General features: G+C 45.2%; 15 protein-coding genes. 4 read left to right on the top strand and 11 right to left on the bottom strand.

Going from position 1 to position 25,706, the window contains the following annotated elements; translation table 11 throughout:
- Positions 1 to 11: 11 nt before the first annotated feature.
- Positions 12 to 2,657: a bifunctional acetaldehyde-CoA/alcohol dehydrogenase gene (adhE, locus tag ACQY3H_RS00560; RefSeq protein ID WP_428073773.1), complete on the bottom strand. Its 2,646-nt coding sequence runs from the start codon at positions 2,655 to 2,657 to the stop codon at positions 12 to 14.
- 211 nt (positions 2,658 to 2,868) lie between these two features.
- Here adhE and ACQY3H_RS00555 point away from each other — a divergent pair, with 211 nt between their 5' ends.
- The 3 genes from ACQY3H_RS00555 (at position 2,869) to ACQY3H_RS00545 (ending at position 7,791) form a co-directional block, all read left to right on the top strand.
- A complete protein-coding gene (locus ACQY3H_RS00555; RefSeq protein ID WP_428073771.1) occupies positions 2,869 to 4,092 on the top strand; it encodes a hypothetical protein in 1,224 nt (407 codons plus the stop codon).
- Between the two features lie 187 nt (positions 4,093 to 4,279).
- Positions 4,280 to 5,446, top strand: coding sequence for a S1 family peptidase (locus ACQY3H_RS00550; RefSeq protein ID WP_428073769.1), 1,167 nt, complete (start codon positions 4,280 to 4,282; stop codon positions 5,444 to 5,446).
- A gap of 95 nt (positions 5,447 to 5,541) precedes the next feature.
- Complete coding sequence (locus ACQY3H_RS00545; RefSeq protein WP_428073767.1) at positions 5,542 to 7,791, top strand: hypothetical protein; 2,250 nt, start codon at positions 5,542 to 5,544, stop codon at positions 7,789 to 7,791.
- On the opposite strand, the gene nagA is transcribed toward ACQY3H_RS00545, so the two are convergent.
- The 4 genes from nagA to ptsP are packed head-to-tail and all read right to left on the bottom strand — an operon-like array spanning position 7,781 to position 13,705.
- Positions 7,781 to 8,941, bottom strand: coding sequence for an N-acetylglucosamine-6-phosphate deacetylase (nagA, locus tag ACQY3H_RS00540; RefSeq protein WP_428073765.1), 1,161 nt, complete (start codon positions 8,939 to 8,941; stop codon positions 7,781 to 7,783). The genes ACQY3H_RS00545 and nagA overlap by 11 nt on opposite strands.
- Before the next feature lie 9 nt (positions 8,942 to 8,950).
- Positions 8,951 to 9,763: a glucosamine-6-phosphate deaminase gene (gene nagB / locus ACQY3H_RS00535; protein ID WP_428073763.1), complete on the bottom strand. Its 813-nt coding sequence runs from the start codon at positions 9,761 to 9,763 to the stop codon at positions 8,951 to 8,953.
- A gap of 2 nt (positions 9,764 to 9,765) precedes the next feature.
- Positions 9,766 to 11,211: an N-acetylglucosamine-specific PTS transporter subunit IIBC gene (gene nagE, locus ACQY3H_RS00530; RefSeq protein WP_428073761.1), complete on the bottom strand. Its 1,446-nt coding sequence runs from the start codon at positions 11,209 to 11,211 to the stop codon at positions 9,766 to 9,768.
- Between the two features lie 13 nt (positions 11,212 to 11,224).
- A complete protein-coding gene (gene ptsP / locus ACQY3H_RS00525; protein ID WP_428073759.1) occupies positions 11,225 to 13,705 on the bottom strand; it encodes a phosphoenolpyruvate--protein phosphotransferase in 2,481 nt (826 codons plus the stop codon).
- Positions 13,706 to 13,935: 230 nt separating this feature from the next.
- On the opposite strand from ptsP, the gene ACQY3H_RS00520 reads away from it, so the two are divergent.
- Positions 13,936 to 14,442 (top strand): type IV pilin protein, encoded by a 507-nt coding sequence (locus tag ACQY3H_RS00520; RefSeq protein ID WP_428073757.1) that lies wholly within the window; start codon positions 13,936 to 13,938, stop codon positions 14,440 to 14,442.
- A gap of 64 nt (positions 14,443 to 14,506) precedes the next feature.
- Here ACQY3H_RS00520 and ACQY3H_RS00515 read toward each other — a convergent pair whose 3' ends face one another.
- The 6 genes from ACQY3H_RS00515 to ACQY3H_RS00490 all read right to left on the bottom strand — a co-directional run bounded on the left by ACQY3H_RS00515 (position 14,507) and on the right by ACQY3H_RS00490 (position 25,703).
- A complete protein-coding gene (locus ACQY3H_RS00515; RefSeq protein WP_428073755.1) occupies positions 14,507 to 20,500 on the bottom strand; it encodes an alpha-2-macroglobulin family protein in 5,994 nt (1,997 codons plus the stop codon).
- A gap of 84 nt (positions 20,501 to 20,584) precedes the next feature.
- Positions 20,585 to 21,517, bottom strand: coding sequence for a phosphatase PAP2 family protein (locus tag ACQY3H_RS00510; protein WP_428073753.1), 933 nt, complete (start codon positions 21,515 to 21,517; stop codon positions 20,585 to 20,587).
- Between the two features lie 5 nt (positions 21,518 to 21,522).
- Positions 21,523 to 23,115, bottom strand: a complete 1,593-nt coding sequence (argS, locus tag ACQY3H_RS00505) for an arginine--tRNA ligase (protein WP_428073751.1) — start codon at positions 23,113 to 23,115, stop codon at positions 21,523 to 21,525.
- Positions 23,116 to 23,121: 6 nt separating this feature from the next.
- Positions 23,122 to 23,637 carry a ribosome silencing factor gene (gene rsfS / locus ACQY3H_RS00500; protein WP_428073749.1) on the bottom strand — a complete coding sequence of 172 codons (516 nt, stop codon included), beginning with the start codon at positions 23,635 to 23,637 and terminating at the stop codon, positions 23,122 to 23,124.
- A gap of 57 nt (positions 23,638 to 23,694) precedes the next feature.
- On the bottom strand, positions 23,695 to 24,603 hold the full coding sequence (locus tag ACQY3H_RS00495) for a LytR C-terminal domain-containing protein (RefSeq protein ID WP_428073747.1): 909 nt from the start codon (positions 24,601 to 24,603) through the stop codon (positions 23,695 to 23,697).
- Positions 24,573 to 25,703, bottom strand: coding sequence for a nicotinate-nucleotide adenylyltransferase (locus ACQY3H_RS00490; protein WP_428073745.1), 1,131 nt, complete (start codon positions 25,701 to 25,703; stop codon positions 24,573 to 24,575). Before ACQY3H_RS00490 ends, ACQY3H_RS00495 begins: the two co-directional genes overlap by 31 nt.
- Positions 25,704 to 25,706 lie beyond the last annotated feature (3 nt).

Raw genomic sequence — 25,706 nt, 5'->3', positions numbered from 1 at the left:
TTTGTTTTGTCTTATTTCCCTTTTTTATGTTTAATTGGTTTTCCGTAATAGGCTTTTAAGAATAATTCTTTAATTTCACTTATCAGCGGATAACGCGGGTTCGCCCCGGTGCACTGGTCGTCAAACGCCATCTCGGACAGTTTATCTACATTAGCCAAGAAGTCTTTTTCCGAAATGCCATATTCTTTGAGCGAGCGTGGAATATCCAACTTATGTTTCAGGTCTTCCACCATATCAATTAACTTTTGAATTTTGGCATCCGTATTAGTACCGAGTTTATGTTCCGGCACTAAATAATCTATGATTTTGGCATAGCGTCCTTTTACAAACGGATAACGGTATTGCGGATAAAGACCTTGTTTGGTAGGTTTATCCGTGGCGTTAAATTCAATCACATACGATAACAGCATAGCATTAGCCAGCCCGTGCGGTACGTGATACATTGCCCCTAATTTGTGCGCCATGGAGTGACACAAACCTAAAAACGCATTAGCAAATGCCATGCCGGCTACGGTGCCCGCGTAGTGCATTTTTTCGCGTGCGTTAATGTCTTTGGCGCCTAAGTTGTAAGAACGTTCCAAATACTTAAACACAAGACGCATGGCTTCCAACGCTTGTCCTTCGGTAAAGTTGGTAGAGAAAATAGATGTGTACGCTTCAATGGCGTGGGTGAGCACATCTAATCCCGAATAAGCCGTCAAACTTTTGGGCATGCCCAGTACAAATTCCGGATCAATAATAGCCATATCGGGTGTTAAGGCATAATCGGTAATGGCATATTTGGTGCCTGATTTTTCGTCGGTAATCACGGTGAAAGGTGTTACTTCCGAGCCGGTGCCGGACGTGGTGGGAATAGCCACCATGACGGCTTTCTTGCCAAGCGGCGGAGCGGCGTAAATACGCTTTCTGATATCCATAAAGCGCATGGCGATATCTTCAAAACTTGTATCCGGGTTTTCGTACATCAGCCATACCATTTTGGCTTCGTCCATCGCCGAACCGCCGCCCAATGCAATAATCAAATCGGGCTGCCAACTTTTGGCAATTTCAAGTGCTTTGGTTACGTTGGAAATATCCGGGTCGGGTAATACATCGGAAAACACACGGAACTTAATATTTAAGTTTTCAAGTACATCCGCTACCGTTCGTACATGTCCCAGTTGCTCCATCGTTTTATCGGTGATGATATACGCACGTTTTTTGTCGTTCAGTTCGGCCAGCGCTTGAGATAACGCTCCGCGCTTAAAATAAATTTTAGACGGTACCTTATACCAGTACATGTTTTCGCGACGTTCGGCTACAGATTTGACGTTCATAAGATGTTTGACTCCAATGTTTTCACTGACGGAGTTGCCGCCCCACGAGCCGCAACCCAACGTCAAAGAAGGGGCGAGTTTGAAGTTATATACATCTCCAATCGCACCTTGGGAAGAAGGAATATTGATAAGCGTTCGGGCTGTGGGCATATCCGAAAATATTTCAATATGTTCTTCATTCGTTTCGGCGGTGTAAAGTACCGACGTGTGACCGGCGCCGCCGTATAAAATTAAATCACGTGCTAATTTTACCGCATGTGCAAAATCGTTGGCCCGATAAAATGCAAGCACCGGAGATAATTTTTCGCGCGCAAACACTTCTTTATCGTTCACTTCTTTTGTTTCGGCAATTAAAATTTTAGTGTGCGGCGGAACATTGATGCCTGCCATTTGTGCAATTTGCACGGCACTTTGACCGACAATAGCGGAGTTTAATTGATTATCTATCACAAGCGTGCGGGCCAATTTCTCCCGGTCTTTGCCCGTTACAAAGTGGCATCCGCGCAACGTAAATTCATTTTTCACTTGTTGATATACACTGCTTTCTACGACGACGGCTTGTTCGCTGGCGCAAATCATGCCGTTATCAAAGGTTTTACTCATGATAATTGAACTGACGGCCATTTTAATATCAGCCGTTGCGTCAATAACCGCCGGTGTGTTTCCCGCGCCTACACCGATAGCCGGCTTGCCTGACGAATAGGCCGCACGTACCATGCCCGGCCCGCCGGTAGCAAGAATTAAGTTAATGTCCGGATGGTGCATCAGGGCGTTGGAAAGCGTGGTGGAAGGTTTCTCTATCCAACCGATAATATCTTTCGGCGCCCCCGCTTCAACGGCGGCTTCCAATACTAGCCGCGCGGCTTCAATCGTACACTTGGCCGCCCGCGGATGGGGGGAGAATATAATACCGTTGCGCGTTTTTAAGGCAAGAAGACTTTTAAATACGGCGGTTGAAGTGGGGTTAGTCGTCGGAATAACCCCGGCAATCACGCCGATAGGTTCGGCTACTTGACGATATCCAAAAGCGTCATCATCTGACAAGATACCGCATGTTTTGGTGTCTTTATATTGGTTATAAATATACTCGGAAGCAAATTGATTTTTAATTACTTTATCTTCCATAACGCCCATGCCGGTTTCTTCTACGGCCAGTTTGGCCAGCGGAATGCGGTGTTGCGCGGCGGCGATGGCGGCGGCACGAAAAATTTTATCCACTTGCTCTTGTGTGAACGTAGCATATTTGCGTTGGGCTTTTTTCACTTTCTCAACAGTTTGATTAAGCGTAGTCAACGCTTCATCGGAAACGGCAGGTAAAATAGTTTTTTTCTTTTGCGCCATAATAAACTCCTGTATACGGACTATGTATCTATTTTAACTTTTGATTTTCCGTACTGTCAAAGCCCGGCGTACGCCCGGTGTCCAAAGGGCCTAGGCCTTTTAGACGATAAAATTTGGGTCTTTTGGCTCTTTTCTAATCTTATTTTTTACGATACAATAAAATAGATAAAAAGGGTGTAAATAGATCAAGTCATGAAGGAATAGAAAATATATGCGATTAAAATTTTTTATTTTATTAAGTTTTCTTTTCTTATTAGGTACATCTTTGCCGGGTATGGCACAAGGTGAGATAACCGTCGTAAAACAAGCCATACAGGTTCCTGAAAAAATCGGAAGTTCTGTGGAAAAAGTGGTTAATCAGGTGATTGCGCCGGGAACGCAACTGGAATTAGTTTTTCCGGAAGCGACTTCTCCTGTTCAACTACCGGAGCGTATTATCCCGTCGGTATCGGCTGATGCAATGCCCGTATCCGGTCAAACGGAATTGGAAAACCGCTTGCGGATTTTAGAGCAAACAGAGCGGTTTATTCCAAAATACCCGGGGGTGTTTCAGGCGCGTGATTTGTCTTCCAATGCCGGGGAATTCACTTTTTCGGGGACGGTTTTTCGCGATGGAGATGAAGTTTATGGGGTTATTGCCGCACATACATTGGGCGGGTTAGATCGTAATCCCGATCAGTTGGGGCGTGTGTTTATAGCGGATATTAGTTATAAAGGCGAATCTCGCTCTATCGTGGCGGAGGCGGTATTTATTTCTCCTGCTTTTGATTTGGCGTTAATTAAATTCAAACCGAAAGATACTGATTTGTTAGATGCTTTGGAATTGGATACACAATTGCCGCAAGAAGGGGAACATGTATCGTCGCAAGGGTTTATTCATGACAGAGAAAGTGTGGTATTAACTCGCAAAGTCATAGAAGTTTCGCCTTATTCCTTTCGCACGACTATGCCGTGGGAACGTGATTCCCGTAAGGGGTTGTGTGGAAGTCGGGTAACTAAACTGCGCGCGCAAAACGGTCGTGCCAAAGAGGTGATTGTTGGGGTACATGTGGGCAGTTCCCGCAAAGGGGATGACGAATCTGCCGATATCGGTTATGTGGCCCCTGCCTGGCAACTGAAACAAATGGTGGACGCTTACCGCAACGGGGAAGCACCGTTTGCAGTGACGAGTGACGGAACCTTTTTGTTTGAGATGCAAGTGGATGAATATATTCGTAAAATTGTGTTGTTTGATGAATATGGCCAAGAATTGGACGTGCTTAATCCGGCATTGGGGTTGCCTTCCCAACGGTTTTTCCGCAATTTATTACAAAGACCTTTGTTACATCATATTGAATTTATCTTGGGGCGTCAGTATTTTGCAGATCCACACTCGTCATTTATTGTGAACGCGCCTGCCGTGCGTAAAGTCTCTTATGAAATTCCGGAAAATTAATGTCCTGAAAAACAAATAAAAATTTATGAAATTAAGCCGTTGTTTTAACATAGTAGCAGGAGAAATAGGATTGCTCGTAATCGGAGCAACGGTTACTTTTGCGCAAAATCCCCTGGAAAAAGTGGGGGAGGGCGTCCTTCGCAGTGCACAAATAGGGGGGGAAGCCACCTTAAAAGCAGTTCAAAGTATGCAGCGCAATGTGGGGCCTGTAACTTCTGCTTTGACGGAGGGAAGTTCTGTGGTTGCTCCGGGAATCGTTCTTCCGGATGCAACAGCGGCTTTGCCTGCGTCATACCGTGTTGATTTGCAACGTTCTTTGATTCTGGCAGATAGAGAAGCGCGCTTGAATGCCGGAGAAGTGTTTCGCGGAAGAAAAGGGGTGATCTTGCATAGTACCTTTTTGGCTTTATCGGATGATTTATTTGGTTATTCGGGAACGGTATTTAAAACTACTTATCAAGGTAAAGAAGAAGTGTATGGGGTAATTGCCGCTCATGTGATTAACCGTAATAAATTAGAAATTCGTTTTGTGCATAAAACATTTAATGCTCGTGTATATGCCGAAGGAAAAATGATCACGATTCCGGCTGAAATTGTACAAGTCGGCGCTCCGGGAATGTTGGATGTAGCCCTTGTTAAATTCCGGGCGGAAGATGAAGATTTGTTTAAGCCGTTACCGCTAAGCATGCAAGAAGTTTCTGACGGAGATAAAGTCCGCCGACAAGGGTTTGTGCGCGGAAAAGTGGTTTATATGCCGGGGCGTCCGTTGTGTGAGAATAGTGAGATGATGTTTGCTTCTAAAGTAACGGGGAGCCAACATGGTCGCCCTGGGTTTTGCGGTGGGGCCGTGATCAATGAGCAAAACGAATTGGTGGGTATTCATGTGGGAAGTCAGGCCAGTTTTGTAACGGATGATATCGGTTTAGCCATACATGCTAAATTTTTACAGGTGTTAGTAGAGGCGTATCATAACGGCGGAGAGGCCTTTTATCCGTTTAAATTGGGCGGACAAACAATTTTGTCCATGCGTCCCGATGAATATATTTCGGATATAGTATTAAGAGATGCCGAAAAAAAGAGAATTACGACGTATCGTTCTGTTGATAAAACAACCTATCAAGACATAGAAAAAGAGTTAACAACTTCTTCGGTGCGTTATATTGAATTTACTGTGCGCCGGGTAAATTGGAAAGCAGTTCATCATGAAGAAATATTAGAAGATCATAAACATACACTAATTCATAAAAATTTAGTGACTTATGTGTATGACTTACAAGAACAAAAAATAATCAGCCAATCTAAATATACCAAAGTTAAAGAAGGTTTATTGAATTGGCTGCAATCTGCTAAATAATCAAAATAGTCCCATTTATTTCTGGGTTTTCTGGACCTTGGTATATAGGTCCTTTGGCCTTTGAAATTCCGTCGATTTTTATCTATACTTACGGTATGAGCACTTGGAAAAAAATAATCTTACTGATAGGTAGCGTATTTTGGACATGCGGCGTATTGTATGCCCAACTTCCTGCCGTCATTGAAACGGGAGTGAAAGAGGGGGCTCGCCTGGGAACGGAAATCGGCACAACCGGTTCCAAAATTGTTACCCAAGTAGAGCAAAGTGCTCGAAATATAGATAATGCGGCGAATACAGTATCGGCATTACAAACTTATCCATCTTCTTCTTCATTTAAAATTACGAAAAAACCTGATTTGTCCAAAGAGGAAATACAACAAATTCAGGATCAGATTTTTCAGGTAGTAGCACGGCAGAGTGTTGTGGAAAAATCTTATCCGCAGATAAACAAAATTTTTCAGATTTTAAGTCTGCATCCGGACCAATATTCCGGAGTGTTTTTTAAGGTGGACGGCAAAATATTCGGAGCAACGGCCGCGCATATTTTTAAGAATAAGCAGCAATCCTTAAACAAACCGCTTTTAATGTCTGTATATAACCAAGGGAAATGGCAGGCTATGGTAGGCGAGGTGGTAGCCATCAACCCTATGTTGGATCTTGCGCTTATCGGATTTGAATCGGAAACGGCTTCGTTAATAAAGGATGCTTTTGAGTTGGAAACTCATGTGCCGCGACTTGGGGATAAATTATCTTCTCACGGATTCCTTCCGATGAATAGACCGGTAGATGTGCCGGCCCGAACAGTGCTGGAACACACGCCTTTTTCATTTCGCACCTCATGGCCGTGGCCCCGGGTATATCGCCCCGGTTTATGCGGTAGCGGCGTAGTCAATGAAGAAAAGAAATTAGTGGGAATGCATATCGGATCAAACAGAGCCGAAGATGCTGATGATGACGTAGGATACGTAGTGCCTGCCTGGTATTTGCAGATGATGGCTCGTGCTTACCTAAACGGCGGGAACGAAACTTTTCCACTGATATGGAACGAAACGAAAATAGGCGATTTGCAAGCCAATGAATATGTATCTGCCATAACGTTGAAAGATGAAAACGGGAAAACGCTGTGGAAAACAGAACTTCAGCCCTATTTCCCTTATACGCAACTGCGCGAAAAAGTGAAAGAACTTTCGCCGAGTATGCTTGATTTTACGATTCAAAAAATGCAATTGTCTTCTTCCGTTCCCGTCGGGTGGTATGCCAGCCCGACGCGCAAAATACGTTATTCGTTTACGTGGAATTCGGTTGCCCAAATACCGCTCTCGGCTACCGGAAAAGAGTTTCACTTCTTGCCGCCGGTACCGCAACAAATTACACCGGAATTTTTAGCGACTTTCCAAGCCCGCCCGTCGGGAGATATCAAAAGTAATTTCGTATCAGGTACTATCTTTCAAACCCAATACAAAGGACAGACGGAAATCTTTGGCGTTGTTGCGGCTCATACGGTGGCCGCGAAAGAATCTTCCGAAATGATAGGCCGTCAGTTCTTGGCAGATGTATTTGATAGCGAAACCCACCAATTTGTAACCATTCCGGCTGAAATTATCCAGGTCAGTTCGGCCGATTTGTTAGACGGGGTACTGGTGCGGTTATATCCGGAAGGAAAAGTAAAATTACATCCGCTTGAATTAAACACCCAATTTCCGGCCTATGAAAGCACGCTTAAATCTCATGCATTTGCCCAAGGGGAAAATGTGGCCATGAATGACCGGTTGGCATTACAACATACCCCGTTTAGAATTTATACAACACTTTCTTCTCATCATCCGAATTTAATGGGGTCTTGCGGCGGCGTAGTGGTAGATGCGGATAACAAAATTATCGGTTTCCAAACGGGGGCAGATTCTTCGCCGTTTGGCCAATCGCATGATACCGGTTATGTCACCCCTGCCTGGGTTATGGATTTATTGGTTCGGGCTTATCACAACGAGGGACAGGCTAAATTTCCGCTCGCATTTGACGGACACACTTTGTTGGAACTTAATGTGGACGAGTATATTACGGATATTCGTTTCTTAAATAAATCTCAAAATGAAATCTTTGCACATAATTTTGCCAATAAATTTTCATACCGTAAAATGCAAGAATGGTTGGACATTTTTAATCCTCAATTGGTAGAGATTACGGTGCGGCGCGTTGAATTGGCCGGCCCCGACCATTCCTATCTATATTCCGAACGGGCAGATGTAGCCAATGGGCGTGTTTATCGTTATAATTTCACCACAAAACAAACGGAATTTATGGGCACGGAAGAAGATTTATTACAAGAACGAATTTTTAATCGATAATATTTTTTATGTTTCCGCCGATAAGAAGTTTTTCGGGGGCAAAATCTTTATTCAGCAGTAAAATATCTGCTTGAAACCCGCGGGCAATTTGTCCGCGGTTTTTTAGTTGCAAAAGTGCCGCCGGATTAGCCGTAGCGCACCGTACCGCTTGGCCCATGGAATATCCCCACGTTACTAAATTTTTAATTCCTTTCGGTAAAGTTAATGCTGAGCCGGTAATGACTTTATCGCTTTTCCGCCGCCATACGCCGCCTTCAAATACAACGCGGTCGCCGTTAGCGATAAACGGGCCGTTAGGTTGAGCCGTGGGCGTGAGTGCATCGGTAATCAAAACGAGTTTGTCTTCGCTTTTGACGCGACGTAAAAATGAAATAATTTGCGGGTGCACATGGACTCCGTCCCCAATAAATTCACAAGAAACATCCGTCCGCATGAGTACTCCGCCGGCGGCTCCCGGTTCGCGATGATTAAACGGACGCATGGCATTAAACGCATGGGTAACGTGCTTAATGCCCATATCTATTCCGCGGCAAAATTCATCATACGTTGCGTCGGTATGTCCGGCTTGGGGGATGATATGATGTTGCAAACAAAACTGTACGATAGGGGCTATGTTTTCCAGTTCGGGGGCCAGTGTAATGGCAGTAATGTGGCCTTGCGCTGCCTCGTACAACGCTTGCATAATTTGGACATCAGGGGTTACGATATCTTGCGGTTTCATGGCCCCGGGTTTGGCCGGAGAAATAAAAGGCCCTTCTAAATGAAAGCCTAAAATTCGGGCGCCTTTTTCTTGTCCGATAGCCGGAACTAACGTACGTAAAAGTTGGGTTAATTTCGTGGGGTGTGTAGCATATAGCGTCGGACAAAAGGCGCAAACTCCCTGTTTGGCTAATGCGAGTGACATATTAAGTAACGCCTCGGGCGTGCCTTGTTCCGGCCCGAATCCGCCAAAACCGTGGATATGCGTATCTATGAGCCCGGGAATGGCCCAAGCCCCGTGGGCATCCACTTGCGTGTCAGCCGTAACGGTAGCGGCTTGTTCGGCGGGAAAAATATCGGCAATCTTATTGCCGTCCACCAAAAGAGCCCCGTTTTCCAACACGCGGTCTAACATTACAATACGGGCATTTTTAATTAACAACCGGGTCATAAATTCTCCTTATAAGGCGATTTTCCACACGTCGGCTTGTGGGTAGCGGACGCGTTGTTGTTGTAATTGTTCTAAGGCGTGTCCGGTCAAACAAGAAGCGGCTTCTTCATCTACCAGCAGCGTGGCATTAGCATGCGTTTTAAGTGCGGTAATAGGCCATTGGGGGGTAATCTCTCCCAATGATAACCGTGCGACGGCTTGTGCTTTTTGTCGTCCGCTGGCCAAGAATAATAATTCGTTCGCGTCTAATACGGTCCCAATACCTACCGATAAGGCTTGTGTAGGAACGCGGCTTTCGTCATTACCGAAAAAACGGGAATTGGCGCGGCGGGTGCTGGGTTCTAATGTGACGGGGCGCGTACGGGAAGTAAAAGCCGAACCCGGTTCATTAAAGGCCAAATGGCCGTTCTGTCCGACTCCGCCTAAAAACAGCCGGATACCGCCCGCTTGTTTTATCGCGCGTTCATAGTTGTCGCACTCTTGAACCAAATCGGGTGCCATGCCGTCTAAAATATGCGTATTTTCCGGTTTGAGATTAACCCCATCAAATAAATTATGTTTCATGTAAAAATGATAACTTTGCGGATCGGTGGGGGGTAACCCTGCATATTCGTCCATATTAAACGTAATGACCGAGGAAAAATCTAATTCGCCTTTTTTACACATTTTGCACAAAAAAGCGTACATTTCCACGACGGTTCCACCGGTAGGAAGTCCTATTACAAACGGACGGTTTTCTGTCGGCGCAAAAGTGTTGATTTGCGTTTTGATATAATTAGCGGCCCAAAGTCCGATATTGTGTTGGCTAACGAATAATTGCATAGTTAGTTTAAATACGGTTTAATTTCATCTGCTACAAATTCTACGTCGGGCCCGATAATCACTTGCACTTGACCGCTTGCGGTCTTGAGCACGCCGCGTGCCCCTAAGGCTTTCAAGGCGGTTTCATCTACTTTTTGAACGTCGGCAATTTCAAGACGCAACCGCGTAGCACAGGCTCCGAGTGTTTTGATATTGTCTTTCCCGCCTAATGCTTGTACATATTTTTGACCGCGCGTAAGCGGTTGTTGGGGTTGCGAAGCGGCGGGGGTTTCTACCGGTTGCGGCGTAGAAGTCGTTGCGGCGGCCGGAATTTCCTCCCGACCGGGTGTTTGCAAATTCCATTTGATAATCGCTACGTAGAAAATTACATAGTAAATAAGTCCCCATACAATTCCGACGGGAATTAACCACAGCGGTTTGCTGCTTAAGCCGAAACTGAGTAAATAATCAAATAATCCCGCCGAAAACGTAAAGCCGAGTTTTACGCCCAATACGTTCATAACCACCATAGACACACCGGTAAGTACGGCGTGTAATAAATAGAGCGGGAAGGCTACAAACATAAACGCAAATTCTATCGGCTCCGTAATTCCGGTTAAAAAAGAGGTAAGTGCCATGGAAAGCAGCAAACCTGCGGTGGCTTTTTGACGCGTTGTGTTTGCCGTATGTAACATGGCCAAACAAGCGGCCGGTAATCCGAACATCATAACCGGGAAAAATCCGGTCATAAAGATACCGGCGGTCGGATCTTGGGCAAAGAAACGCGCTAAATCACCGTGAACGACAGTGTTAATACCGTTTTGGACCGTAGCAAAGTCGCCGAATTGAAACCAGACCAAATTGTTCAAAATATGGTGGAGTCCCAACGGAATAAGTAAACGGTTGGCTAGGCCGAAAAAGAACAGACCGATATTACCTGAACCGATCGTCCATTGTCCAAAGGCATTGATGGCATGTCCGATAGGAGGCCACACGAAGTAGGCGATGGCCGCAATTAACAAACAGGCGCCCCCGGTAATAATCGGTACAAAACGTCTTCCTCCAAAAAATGCCAAATACGGGGGGAGTTTAATGGTGTGAAAACGATTGTATAAAAGCCCGGCCGTAATACCGACGATAATACCACCCATTACGCCCATATCAATAGATTCATCCAACGTTTTTAAGGCTGCTGTTAAAATCATATAACCGATAAATGCGGCTAAGGCAGACGCCCCGTGACTTTCTTTAGCAAACCCGACGGCAACACCGATGGCAAAAATCAGCGGTAAATTGCTAAATACGGCATTGCCCGCCGCCGATACAAATGCGATATTAAGTAAGTCCGGTTGTCCTAAACGAAGCAGTAAGCCGGCAATCGGCAGTACCGCAATGGGTAACATAAGTGCGCGGCCCAATTGCACAAGGCCGGCCCCTAATTTTTTCATCAATGAATTGTTTGTGGTCATAATTCTCCTAAATTTACAATGTAAAATTCTTTTTGGCTAGTTCGCGCACGGCGGCGGAGTCTGCCAATTGCAAGGCTTCAAGTGCCATTTCCCGGCAACGGTGGAAGTTAGATTTGCGTATACGGGCTTTGGTATGGGCCACCATTCCCGAACTGACGGCTAAATGCGTAACGCCCAGTCCAATTAAAAATGTTATTGCATCGGGTTCGCTGGCTAATGCCCCACACACCGAAACCGGTTTTTTGCTTTCCAAGGCCCCTTCACAAGTTTGGGCAATCAATCGCAAAACTGCCGGATGAAGTGCATCGGCAAGCGGGCTTAACTCTTTGTGATTGCGGTCAATAGCAAGCGTATATTGGGTTAAATCGTTTGTACCGATAGAGAAAAAGTCAACGTACGGTGCAAATTGTTTGGCCTGCAAAGCGACTGCGGGCACTTCTACCATAATACCGAGTTGGGCCGTTTCTTTGAGTTTTAAGGCAGTGGCTTCTTGATTTAAAATTTGACGGAAATGTTTGATTTCGTCCACAAACGTAATCATGGGCAACATGATACGTACGCGGTTTTGCGGTTTCAAACGAAGTAATGCGCGCAGTTGGGTGCGGAAAAACCGTTCGTTATGTTTCAACGCCCGTACTCCGCGTATACCGACAATCGGGTTTTCTTCCGGGGCGATATTCACAAACGGCATGGGTTTGTCGCCGCCGGCATCTAACAAGCGGAACGTAACCGGATGAGCGGGTTGTGCATCTAATATAGCCTGATAAGTAGAGAGTTGCTCTTCTTCGCTAGGTGCAAAAGGACGGTCTTGAAATAAAAATTCCGTACGCACAAGGCCGATTCCTTCCGATCCGGCGGCATAGGCTGTAGCCGCTTCTTCCGGTCCGGCAGTATTTCCTTCTACATAAATGCGAAGGCCATCTTGTGTCGTAGCGGGTTCGTGTGCGCGAGCACTTTCTTGTTGATTAATTTCTTGGGTGAGACGTAAACGTTCTTCAAATTGTTGTTGCTGTTCGGGTGACGGATTTAATATCACGCGGCCCGTATCAGCATTTAACAAGATAGTAGTTTGCGGGGGAATAGATAAAATACTTTTTCCGGCACGTACGATGGACGGAATGTTGCGGTTTCTAAGTAAAATACCCGCATGGGCGGTAGGAGAACCGCTTGCAAGCAGTACACCGGCTGTTCCTTCCGGTAAGGCTGAAACGTCGGAAGGTAATAATTCTTCGGCAATAATGATGCTTCCTTTAGGAATAGAGAGAGAACGACGTTGCTGCCCGGTCAGTTGGCACAGTACTTCCCGCCGTAAATCTTTTAAGTCGGCAATGCGTTCCATTAAAAAACGGTTTTTGGTTTGTTTTAAAATATCCACGCTCCGGCGGATAGCACTGTTGAAGGCGAAAGCGGCTGTTTTGCCTTGTTCAATCATTTGCCGGGTAGTACTGGCCAGCAAAGGATCGTTGAGTAACAGTAAATGGGCATTCAAAATATCGCGCGCGACGGCATTTTTTTCTTCTTCCAGATGTTTTTTCATCTGCTCGCCCAGCGTTTGTAAGGCATGGTCTAATGCTTGACGTTCGGAAGCCGGATTGGTTGCATTTTCTTCAAAAGAGAAAGTGCTGTTTTTAAGTAAAAACGCTTTGCCGCATGCCATGCCGTTACAGGCACAAATGCCTTGCATGTTTTCGGTAATTTCTTCAATATTTGTATCGGACTCTGGGGCCGCATGGGGGTTGCCCAGAACAGATTGAAAGGCCTGCTCCAATTGGGTTATAAGAGGTTTAGCAATTTCCTTCGGGCCATACACGCGGAAAGTTACGGCGTCGTTGTTGCGTAAGCCTAAACCCATTAAACTGACAATACTTTTTACGTCGGCACATTGGTTGCCTTTGCACAATTCCACAAAATAAGGATGGTTGGCGGCTACGGCGGCTAAAATCGCGGCCGGGCGTGCATGTAAGCCGCTGGGATTTTGCAAAAGAAGCGGGGCAGATTCGGTTACTTCAGTAGAAGATAACGTTTCATTAGCCGAAGGTAACCCACGTACGCTAAAGAGCGGAAGTCCGGTTTTGATGTGTTCATCGGCTAAAGGGGTAATCGCAGCGTCCGCCGGGGATGTAATCACTAACATGACTAAGGTGCTGGCGGCTTTTTTGGTTAAAATATTCAAATCAAAAGTAAGGAGTTTTTGTCCGGCAGAAACAGTTTGGCCTTTTTGAACAAAAAGTTCAAACCCTGCCCCTTGCAAGGTTACACTTTCTAATCCGACGTGAATCAGCAGTTCTATATTATCATGTTTGATGACGAGAGCATGTTTGGCGGCATTGATATTGGTAATAACACCATTAAACGGGGCAAAAACAGTTTGGCTAGTGGGCAAAATAGCAAGGCCGTTGCCTAACATATGTTCACTAAATACCGGATCGGGTACTTTTTCCAAAGCGACAATGGTACCATCTAACGGGCTAATGAGCGTAGTGTCTGCAGACATAAATTCTCCTTGTGCGACATTCTTACTTCCATTATAGTATATCTGCGCCAAAATAGGGCCGTTGTTTTTAGATTAACAGGAAATAGTTTTTACGATGAAAACCGGACGCTTACCATATTTGTTTTTTTACTGCCCTGCCAGAAGATGGGCCGATTTACGAAACAATGACAACTTTACATTTTTTATGTTAAAATTTAACAGTTAAATTAGGTGTGTCAAAAGGAGTTTTTATGAAAAACCTGCCGGACCGTTTAAGCGGATTTACGCTTATTGAATTATTGGTCGTGGTACTTATTATCGGTATTTTGGCGGCGGTAGCGTTGCCGCAATATGAAAAAGCCGTACTAAGAAGTAGATATGCAAAACTCAAAGTAATGGCCCGGGCATTCGCCGATGCCGAAGAAGCATATTACATGGCGAACGGAACCTATACACAAGATGCGGATGAATTAAGCATTTCCTTTCATCAAAATCCTACCAGTATCACAGATGGAGAAATAAGAAAATATTTTTTCCCGGGCTTACAGTGTGACCTCAGTTCAGATTCGGAAATGTATGGGGCAAGAGTGGGTTGTCAAGATGAAAATTTAGCATTTATTATTCATTTCCAACACAATACGAAATCACATCCGGGTGAATTTAGATGTGCGGTTGTTAATGCAAAGGCCGAGAAAGTATGTCAGCAAGAGACCGGCGGTAAATCTGCCGACGGGAGATATTGGTATAAGAAGCAATAAGGCCTGGTTAGATTATGATAAAAACACCCCCACGATTGCCGTGGGGGTGTTTTTGTTTAGCCGATTATTTCTCTATCGTAAAAGACGAACTTGCGCTATGGGCTCCGTATTCGGGGGCGTACATAGATTGCGCTTGCGCGGGCAAGGCATGTAACTGCCCGGGCACACTCGGGCGCAAGGTATAATTTAACGTGACCGTTCCGCGTGGCAACCAGTTGATAAAGAAGTTAGTCGCGCTGTCTTTAATTTCACGGTAGAAACTGATGTTTTGATAGTCCCACCCGCTTGTGAGTGCGTCGCTTTCAAATCCGGCGGGTTTGGGATCTTGTAACAAGACATATTCAAACGCACTATCCGTAGTTAATGTCAGGCGGACTTCCAATTCTTCGCCCACGCGTACGCTGCTGACATCCGCCACCGGGCGGAGTTTGATTTTATCAGCCTCTTTAACGCGTACAAAATACTCACGTTTGACGTTGATCACTCCTTTGGCAGAGGCATTCACATCGTGCGCAAGGTACACCGCATTTAACGAAGCAAAATCCGTTTGCGGCCCTTTCTTGGTAATTTGTGCCCGATACGACGAAGGCGTAATTTGTTTCCCGGTGCGAACAAATTGTAAATCTTCCGTCCAATCTAACGGCTCAAACGATTTAACAATCGTTTCTCCGGCCCACGTTACTTGATACGAAGACGGCTTCGTAAGTGCCCCTTGTGCTTTCATTACATCTAACACGGTAAATACGGCTTGCGTGGCGGCTTTGGTATTTTGCCAACTGTTCACTTGTCGGTTGAATAATAACCACTCAAGCATAGGGGCAATTTTGTCCGAGCCCGGGCGCATTTCCAATAACGTGCGTAACGTAACCGTTTGGGTGGAAAGTGTGTCGTTGTACCAAATCCAACTTTGTGCTTCCGGTGCAAAATAGGCGCCCGTTAACGGGTCTTGTTTCATGCGCGCCAGGACAATATCCAAATAGTGATTGGCTTTCACGTCATCGCCGAGCCGGTGATAGACGGCAGCTGCGTAAATTTGCCCCAGCGGAGTCATGAATTTCTTTTGCGTGTCGGCGTAGTCAACCCAGCGTTTGATAGCGGCTTTGGCCTCGCTGACTTGCGGCCAATGCGCCGGAAACGCGGAAAGCGTATAAGCCGCGTACAGAGCAAACGATACGGAGACCACAGAACCTTCGCGGTCTTGTTTTAAGCGTTTTTCAATTTTAGGTACGATATACGAAAATGCTTTTTTGGCCGCGGCTTGCGGAATTTGCGCTTGATACGATAAGGCTTGTGCAAATGACGACAAGGCGTACAAGGTTAAATAATCATCATCCGGCCCGCCCGCAAACCAACTAAATGCACCGCTTGCGTTTTGCAATTTCGCAATATTTTTCTGCTCTTTGCTCAGTTGCGCAGATACGATATTGTCGTCAAACAAACTGATAATATCGGCAGAACGTTCCTTATATCCTTGCGCTTGGCGTAACCACGGAGTTTGTTCTAACAGTTGCAAACGTAACGGATCGTTTTCGTCCCAGGCGGGGGTAATACCGGTACGTTTCGGTAATTTTTTGACAGCCTCTTTGAGTTGCGGATACGTTGTATAAAATTGGTGGACAATCGCTAACGGTACATAGCGGTTTAAGGACGACACCAAATCTTTATACGGTGACGAAAGTAAATTGGGCATAGAATTAAGTACCGATAAGGCTAAACTGGGGTTTAGCGTTAAGGCGGCTAGTTCTATGTCTTGGGCGGGAACTTTAGCCAATTCGTCTAATGTTAAGGTGTTTGCTCCGTTTTTTAGCGCCGTGTGCGTGCTGGCAAGTAAGCGCATCTTGCCCGGTAAAACGGGGAGTGTTTTTTGTTCGCCGTCGCTTTCTTTCCCGTTTCTTACAACCGCCGTAATATCGTACAACGCCGGGACGTTGGGCGCGGTAGCATTCCACGTAACAAATTGTGTGCTGTTTGCCGGAACGGTAACGGTTTTAACCGGTTGCGAAATACCAAAATCGCTTAACGCTGTTTTGCCGTTTTTGGTAACAGAAAGTGTTACCTGTGTCGTAATTTTTTTGGCCGATTGGTTGGTAACTGCGGCTTGTAAAACGCCTTTATCCCCTTCGCGGTAGTAACGCGGCAATTGCACCCGAATCATTAAGTCTTTTTGCGATACGGTGCTTGCCGTAAAACTGCCGAAGTGGACATTGGGCGTTACGGCAAAACCCAATATGTTCCACGTTGTTAAACTTTGCGGCAACGTAAAACGCAATATGGCTTTCCCGCCGGTTAATGCTAATGCGGGATTAAAATAGGCCGTCTCCGAAAAATCAGTACGTACATTCGGTTGTTCGGGGGCTTGAATACCGGCCTCATTTTGTACTTCTTGGAGGCTTTGGTTGACCCCAAAAGTAGCCGTATCTTTCATAGCGGCCGATTCCACTATGGCTTCTTCGGCAAAATCGGCGGTGGCACTTCGTTTGGCATTCGCCATGAGCATCATGGGGGCCGCTGCGCCGCGTCCTAAACTTTTGGTGGCTCCGTAGGCGCGCCAGATCGGTTGCAAGTTTAGCGACGGTAATGGTAGTAAAGAAATTCTTTTCTCCGTCTCTTTTTGCGGATAATAATAGCCCGTAGTGGTGGGGGAAACACGGCTGGTCCTTATATCTGCCGTGCCCGTTTTTTGTGCATAGAGTTGCTGAAATTGCAACGGTAACGTATTAGGCGCATAATAATCTAACGATTTATCATATACCGTTACATTGACTAACCCGTTGACGGCAGAGGCCGTGGGGTCTTTAACCGTAATTTTCCAGTTGACTGTTTCGCCGGGTTTAACGGTGGCAGGGATATCGGGAGTGACTGTTAATTGTAAGTTATCAAACGGTACTTCCGCCGAAGTTTGTGCCCCGTGAAATACATAGTCGCTTGCTCCAAACCAACGCATCGCTACCCCGCCGCGGTGATCTTGCGTAAGGGGCATTTCAAAAATGCTTACACCGCCCGGCAAAACTTCACGGTGCGTTAAAAATTGATTATCTTGGTATACTTCTATGTGTTTTGTTCCACGTAAATTCCCTGCTCCTACAAGGACGCGTAACACTTCGCCCGGATAGTATGTCTTGTGTTGAACAAGTGCTACATCGGGCAAGTTTAATGCAGATTTTTTATCCGCCACTACAAAGACCATTTGTTGTTTGGCGGCTTTGTCTGCGGATAATTCAAGACGGTAAATTCCTTCGGGCAGTGCGGGCAGATCTACGGTTTGCGCGCCCGGTGTGCGGTAACTTAAGGTACGGGTAAGAACCGTTTTAACGGCGGATACGTCTTTGTACAGTGCGTCTAATGACAAATTAGATTCTTCACATCTGTAACAATATGTTTGCTCCATGGAAGGAGTTACTTGACGGTTCTCCAATTGTTCTATACGCAAGGTTAAATTGCCGGAAGTGGAATTTCCGTCGGCGTCCGTTAAGTCAATTTTGGCGAGCGAGGCAGGGGTTTGCGCATCATAGAACCCTTGCGTAAATTCCACGCGCACTAATTGCGGATGTGCGCTGATCTTATAGGTGCGGTTGGCTGAAATAGTGCGTCCGCTGTCGTCAAAAACATCGGCTTCTAAAATAAAATTCGCAAATTCTTCATCTTCTTCTAACCGGGTGGGAGTGAACGAAACCGTGAATGTACCGTTTTCATCGGTAGAAGTTTTCCCTTGGGCTATAATCTTTTCTTCACCGGAAATCGGGCGTATCCACCACCAGTAAAAAGGCGGGAAATATGGTCTGCGTTTTAACGTATAATTGACGGTAGCCTTTTCAAGAGGTGTCCCCATATAATAACGCGCTTTTCCGGTTAGGGTGGCTTTTTTACCATACTCTAACGGCTTTTGCGGTTGCTCTAAAGTAACTTCGTAATCGGGGCGTTTATATTCTTCTACCCGAAAAGAGTGATAGGTAGAATAGGTACGTTTGCTGGCCGTTACCGAAATAGAAACGGAGTAAATGCCGAGCAAGTCATTTTCCGGTAAAGACAGTTGTGTTTGAGCATTTCCTAAAGCGTTTAACGGTACATTGGCGGATAAAATCTTCTTACCGTTCGGGTCGGTCACTTGAAATTTAGCATCACTGCCGCTTAAGGTTTTGTAACCGCGGGGTAATCGTTCTAATGCTTGAACGGAAAGGTGCGCCTTTTGCCCGGGGCGGTAAATAGGACGGTCGGTTTGGGCAAATAATTGCACCGGGGGTTCATTATAAAAATTAAAATACAGGCGGTTAGCGGTAAAAGTAAGAGAATTGTTTTTGCTTGCTAACACGTCCAACGAATAATTTTGATTATTCACGCGCTCTTGCGGAGAAACTGTTACCGTGCGTGAGGTATCAAATAGACCTTCTTCGTTAGTTTGTGCATTGACGCGGGTACCGTTCCAATCGGTAATCAGTTGGAGTTTGGTGTTCGGTTCAATTTCACCCGTTTTCAAATTGATTGTATAGAGATGAAATACATTAGGATTTATTGTTTTAGGTGTTGCATTACGTACGGCTACAAAGTTAGTCGGATCGCCTTGGATGGCCGTAGAAGCAAACAAGGCCAAATCGGTTGCGTTGACCACCCAACCATATATGTTGGTTTTATCGGCGGTAAAATCTTTTTTATCTGCGAGTAATACCACATAAAACCCCGGTTCTAACGAAGGTAAAGAAAGGGTGGCGGTTTGTGCTTTGCCCACTTCTTCATACGGTACTTCTATGGAAGTTTGGTGTTGGGGCGTACGCTTTGCAAAAGTCAATACGTCTTTGGAATCTAAATGGGTAACGTCACCAAAAGAATTGACTGTTCTGCGGTTATAATGCGAGCGATAAAGGGTGGTCAGTTCGTCAAACGAAGTCGGATAAACGCGTGCATAGACGCGGGTTAAATTTTGCCCGGAAAATGTCAGTTGCGGTTGTTGACGGTTAAAAGGAGTATTACCGCTTTGAACATTCAATTCTACTTGCGTAATACGGTTTTTTAACTGTTCGCATTGTTCGGTATAATATGACGCCGGTAATTGGCTTAGGGCAAATTCACAGGTTTGCACGGCTTGCGGTTTTTGATTGTTTTGATATTGTAATTGTGCTAACTGCCACGCCGCATAACTGCGCCCGTATCCGGCAGAAGGAGCAGACGATAACGAATCTTTCAACCGTTGCCACCACGAGGTTTTGGGTGTCTCTTGCCCGGTTATCAGCCGTAAGTCGGCAATGGCGTCGGCAAGTGCTTTTTCTTTGTTTTCTATGACAAAAGAATTATTATTAAAAGGTTGCAAAATAGCATCGGTTTTCCAAAATAATTTAGCGTTTTGGCGGTTGGTGCCGTCTAAAGTAGAAGCGGTGTCTAAAATTTGTGAAATCAGTTTGGCGGTGGCTTGCGAAGTGCCTTCTTTAAGCCGTGCCGCACCGTCTAAATACGTAGGTGCGGTTGCGCTAATCGGCGCAACGGATAAGGTGGAATTGCGTTGTAAATAATTGATCCACTGCTGTACCGTAAAATCAAATAACGTAGGAATACGTTGCGTGTCGGTATTTTTTAGGTTAATGATGACGTTTTCTTGCTCTATCGGCATGACAGTCAATACTTCTTTTAATTCCCACAACCGGCGGAAATCTTGGTCAATTTGTTGCTGCCATTGTTCGCGTGTCCATTGTTCTTTGTCATTGGCTGCCGCAGCCGAATCGATCTGGGTTTTGTTTAAGATTGGGCGATAGGTATTAGCCACTTGGTTTGCCATTTGGATACGGTATAGCAAAAAGCGTGCTTGCCACAGTTCATCTTGCGGCAGCGAATAACCGTACATCATTTTTGCCGCATTTAAGAAAGCCCCGTTTTGATATTCACAAGCGGCTAAACGTAATTGTACAAGCCATTTATCTGAGCCGGAAATATTAGGCAACAATTTTTGATATTCGGCTTTAGCGGTAGCAAAATCGCTGTCTTGAAAGGCTTTTTCTGCCGAGTCTAAGGTTTGGGCGGATAACCCAAACGGTAACATGAATAATAAAAGTAAAGAAAGAATTTTTTTCATTGGTTTTTCTCCTTATTCAAATTGTAGCAAAAAAAATTATCCTTCCGAGTAAAGAAGGATAATTTTTTACTGAGCAAAATCAAATCAGTGTTTGTTTTCAAAGATTTTAAGTACAAGCGGATAAAGCGCCACAATATAGAAAATGATAATACTGTGCGCAACCAATAGTCCCCAATGCGGCCCCAACCACGCCACAAATGGCGGACGTAAGTGCATAATCATCAAACAAAGGGGCACAAAACCAATCAGAGCAAGCACGATACCTTTGCATGTAAATCCGGTAGCCTTGAAGTTAATCCACTGCTTTTCAATGTACCGGGCGGTGCAAAATGCAATCAAAGCGCCAATATCATGGAAGCCGTCATTCATCATACGGCTGGGATCTACAAGCAGTTTTCCATCTACATAATCCATGGGATAAGGCTTAAATGAGATGTAAAGTAAGGCCAGTACACATCCGATTACACCCCCGAGCAAAAATTTATTTTCCTGTTCCGGGTGATGTATTACCCAATTGGCTACGAATAAGGACAGTGCGGCGAGTAACAAGCCGACGGCTACATCTTGCGGCGTATGCACCCCTAAATAATTACGTGAAAAACCGGTGATTAAAATGGCAATTACACATAATACCGAAAGCCAACGCGTAATTTTCTTTTCCCAAAAGCCGACAGCCAGCCCCCCGTAAATCGGCGTTGCATAGGCAGTATGCCCACTGGGGAAAGAATATCCGGTGGCGGTCGTAATGGCGTTACCGGCCGGTATAATTCGCGGATCGCGTATCCAAGGCCGATAGGCACAAACCGTCAGTTTGAGTACCGCATTGATGGCTACACATACATAAGCCGCCCCTAATGTATATATCCCGTTGCGTTTGTTGATACACCAGTATATAAATACCGGTAGCAAAATAATATATGTAATAGCAAAGAGAGAAATACTTTCTAAAAACGGCGTCCACGCGTCGTGGATGCCGTTTCGAAAGTTTTGTAAGAATAATAAATAACTGATATCCATATTCGTTACATTTGTTCGGGTGCGCTTACGCCGATAAATTCCAGCCCCTTCTTAATACGTTCGGCTACCCGCTCGCAGATAAACAAGCGCGAGAGTGTTAGTTCCGGGTGGTCTCTGTCAATCACGCGGCAAGTATCATAGAAGGCGTGAAATAAGCCGGCCAATTCCACCAAATACGTGGTAAGATGATGGGGGCTTAAATCGGCAATACAGTTGCGTAAGACCTGTTTGAACCAAATCAGTTTTAAGAGTAAGGCGCGTTCTTGCGGAGCAAGTTTGGTAGTAATTCCGTCGTAACGCTTAAACCCGATTTCATTGGCTGCTTTGAACATGGAGTGAATGCGCGCATGCACATATTGCACATAGAAAACCGGGTTTTCATTGGTGCGTTTTTTGGCTAAGTCCATATCAAACATCATATGGGCATTCGGCGTGCGGCTGGCGAAGAAGAAACGGCAGGCATCGGTACCTACATCGTCCATGAGTTCGCGCAAGGTAATAAAATGGCCCGCACGTTTGGACATTTTAACTTGTTCGCCATGTTCGGTTAAATGAACCAATTGGTGAATAATCGGTACAAAAGTTTTTTCTTCATGGCCTAATGCCTTGACAGCGGCTTTCATGCGCGGCACATAGCCATGGTGGTCCGCCCCTAAAATATCAATCAGCGTAGTGTAACCGCGGTCATATTTGTTTTTATGGTAAGCAATATCTGCCATAAAATAGGTCGGGCGTCCGTCTTTGCGCACGAGTACGCGGTCTTTGTCGTCTTGGGCTTCATCGTCTTTGGTAGAACCAAACCATACCGCATTTTCTTTGGTATAAGTAAACCCTTTTTTAGTTAGATAATCTAATGTGGCTTTAGGAGCATTGGCTTTGTGCAAGTCGGACTCGCGAAACCAACGGGTAAAGTCCACGTGAAAATCTTTCATATCCTGTTGTTGGGTTTTGATAAGTTCTTCCATGGCCCAACGTCCGTATTGATCTTCGGGTAAATCAGCGGGGATGCGTTTAGCCAAATCTATTAAATACGAGCCGTGATAACCGTTCTCCGGCGGTTCTTTGCCTTCTTTACGGGCTTTTAAGGATACGGCTAAAAGTTCGGCCTGATTTCCGGCGTCATTAACGTAATACTCGCTGTCGCACGAATAGCCTAACGCGCGGTAAATTTTAACCAAACTATCGCCTAAACTGGCTCCGCGTCCGCTGGCTACGTGTAAAGGACCGGTAGGGTTAGCCGATACAAATTCAATCAAAATACTTTGACGGGAATTCTCATTATTGGGGTCTTTGATGCGGCGGTCGGAAGCAATTTTAATAATAAAAGAATCTTCTAACGTAACATTGATAAACCCCGGTTTTACGGTAACAGCCGATTTAACAGCCGTTAATTCGGCAATAATTTGGCTGGCTTCTTGGGCGATTTCCAACGGATTTTTGTGCATGATTTTAGCAGTGGCTAACGCCCACGTCAGCGATAAGTCAGCCCCGGTATGGGCAGGTGCAGCCGTAAAGTCTACTTCGGGTAAATTAAACCCTTTGAAATAGGCCGCACTGGAAAGTTTTAAGTGAATATCTTGTTTTAATTTTTCTAGCATTTTGTCTTATTTCTTCTTTGTAGTTTTCTTGGGAGATTGTTTCTTGGCCGCCGGTTTTTTTACAGTCGTTTTTTTAACGGCGGTTTTTTTAGTCGTTGCTTTTTTAACCGTTTTCTTGGCGGTAGTTTTTTTAGTGGCTTTTTTTGCTACTGTTTTTTTAGTCGTTGCTTTTTTAACAGGCTGGGTAAAGTCTATGGTTTTGCCAAACGTAAAAAGTTCGTCTAATCCATAAAATTCGCGGGCTTGGGCCACCATAATGTGGGCTAAAAAGCCGCCGTAGTCGCTTACGCGCCAAAAAGGGCTTTCCCGCCCGTCGCGGTTGAGTTTATAAACGCCTTTTTCTTTCAGTTTTTTGCTGATCTCTTCTTCCACAGCATCTAAATGCGGTTTGGACGTAGCCGTCACAATTAACACAAAATCACATAACGACGATTTGCCTTGCAAATCAATCACGCGGATATTTTCGGCTTTTTTTTCGTCAGCCAGCCGGGCGGCTAAACAAACCAGTTCTTTGGTGTTCATATTTATCCTCTTAATATACTCTTTTTAGTCTAGCATTTTTAGCGGGGTTTGTGCGGGCTAGAGCGGCATTTTGAAGTCTTTGCCCAAAATAATACGGGTGTCGCATAACACGTTGGGGGTTGTCCCGACGCGGATTTCGCCGGTAATACCAATTGTAGTTCCCAGTTGTTTAACTTGGATTTGGCGGCCGGAATAGTCTTCTATCCACGAGGTTGGTTGGATGGTAGGGTAATTGTCGTATTGCCACACATCTACGCGCAATAACCCTTTTTCATTTTGTTCACGCAGATATTGGGTGAGTTCCGAAGCAAGGCCCTTTTGGCCGGATGCATTTAGAATTTCCACAATAATAGGGCGGTCTTGTTGAACCGTATGTTCTACAGCCGGAGTGGCCGGAACAACTACCGGGGCCTGTTGTTTTTTCTTTCCCCGCATTTTGGGGGGGATATGCACGGTAAAATCGTTTTCTTCCAGTTGGGTCAGTTCCATGGCCAGCAGTGCAAATTCTGCCGCGGATAAATTGGTGCGCCGGTTGTGCCACGACGAAAGATAGGATCCCGCTACTTGTGCTGCCAACAACGGATTATAACGCCAACGTGATAAGATCTGCTTGAAATTTTTCCAAAAGATTTCGCGGTCGGTTTGTACGGGTTCAAAATACTTAATGGGGAATTGAGTGGTAATATGTTCGCTTTCCAATAATTTGCGGATACGTTCGTGCGGATCTTTGAAGTGTTTTTTTTCGGCAAGCACGCGTACTTGGGCTTTGTGGGTGGCCGGCGTGTAGGTAACGAACATGGCCGGATTGGTTAGCAAGGTAATTTCAAGAGGGGTATCTGCATGTCCGGCGAGTTGCCGCACTAAGGGCGACTGCCACTGTTGCCAAGCGGCTAATCCTAAAGCCCCCAGCAAAAATACAAGCAAACACTTCCCGATCATTTTTCTTGCTTTAGCAGATGATTCCATAAGTCAATTCCTAACGGACAGAGCCATTTTTGCGAATCAATCGTAAATAACAGTTTGCGGTTAGCGGCATAGCGTAAGGCTTTGTCTAAATCTTGCATGGCCAAATTGCGTATTAAAAACGCATCTTTGTATTTGCGGTCTTTGGACGAAATATCCGCTACAAATAAAATTTTAGATAAGGTGCTCATCTGCAAACTGCCCAGCGTATGTTCGGCAATTGCGTGAATAACGTCAGCATTTTTTACGCCAAATTCATGTTTGGCCAACCACGCCGAAACATAACTGTGCAATAAACTGGGTTCTTGCCGGCTGATGTCTTCAAAAAACGGTACTTTGATTTTATGCGTGCGGCAAAAATTGATAAGTTCACTGCCGCTAAATCCTTTGGCAGCGTCGTGTAAAATACCGGCGCGTACGGCGGTTTCTACATTAACGTCGTAAATATCACTTAATGCTGCGGCCATTTCGGCTACTTTACATGAGTGTAAATAGCGGTTGGGTTTCAGATGGGCTTTTAGCCATTCGTGAATATCCAATCCGTAAAGTTGGTGTTTGTAAATCGTTTGTGAAATTTGCGGCGGAACGGTGTCGGGAATATCTCCGCATGATAAAATATGTGCCCGTACGCGACTGGAGGATAATTTCGGAAAAAAGCCCGGTAGAAAAATATGCTTAAAATTAGCGGGGTTCTCGTTATAGCCTTTGCGCTTACCCGCTACAACGGTAGCGTTATCAAAAATCACTTGCGGGTTTTTCCAGTTGTGGACATCATTTAAGCAATCGGTTCCGACGAGTAAATAAAGTTCCGGGTTTTTATAACGTTTTTGTAAATAGTGAATCAGTTGGTAAGTATATGTTTTACCGCCTTGGCGCAGTTCGTAATCATCAAAAATTAAATTTTTGCTTAGTCCGGCAAAGGCCAATTTGACCATTTTCATACGCAACCAAAACGGCGTAGGTGATTTGGCTTTAAACGGCGAGTGATAGGCGGGAACCACATGGGTTACATCCGGCGATATTTGTTTGATTGCCCGCCGAAGTAATGCTACGTGACCTTTATGTACCGGATCAAAACTTCCCCCAAAAACAAGCACTTTCATATC

Origin of the sequence: Candidatus Avelusimicrobium luingense (genome assembly GCF_902757105.1) — a bacterium.
In the GTDB taxonomy this organism is placed as follows: Bacteria; Elusimicrobiota; Elusimicrobia; order Elusimicrobiales; family Elusimicrobiaceae; genus Avelusimicrobium; species Avelusimicrobium luingense.
The sequence above is the reverse complement of the archived record's forward strand: the minus strand, read 5'-3'. Positions and strand labels throughout refer to the sequence as shown.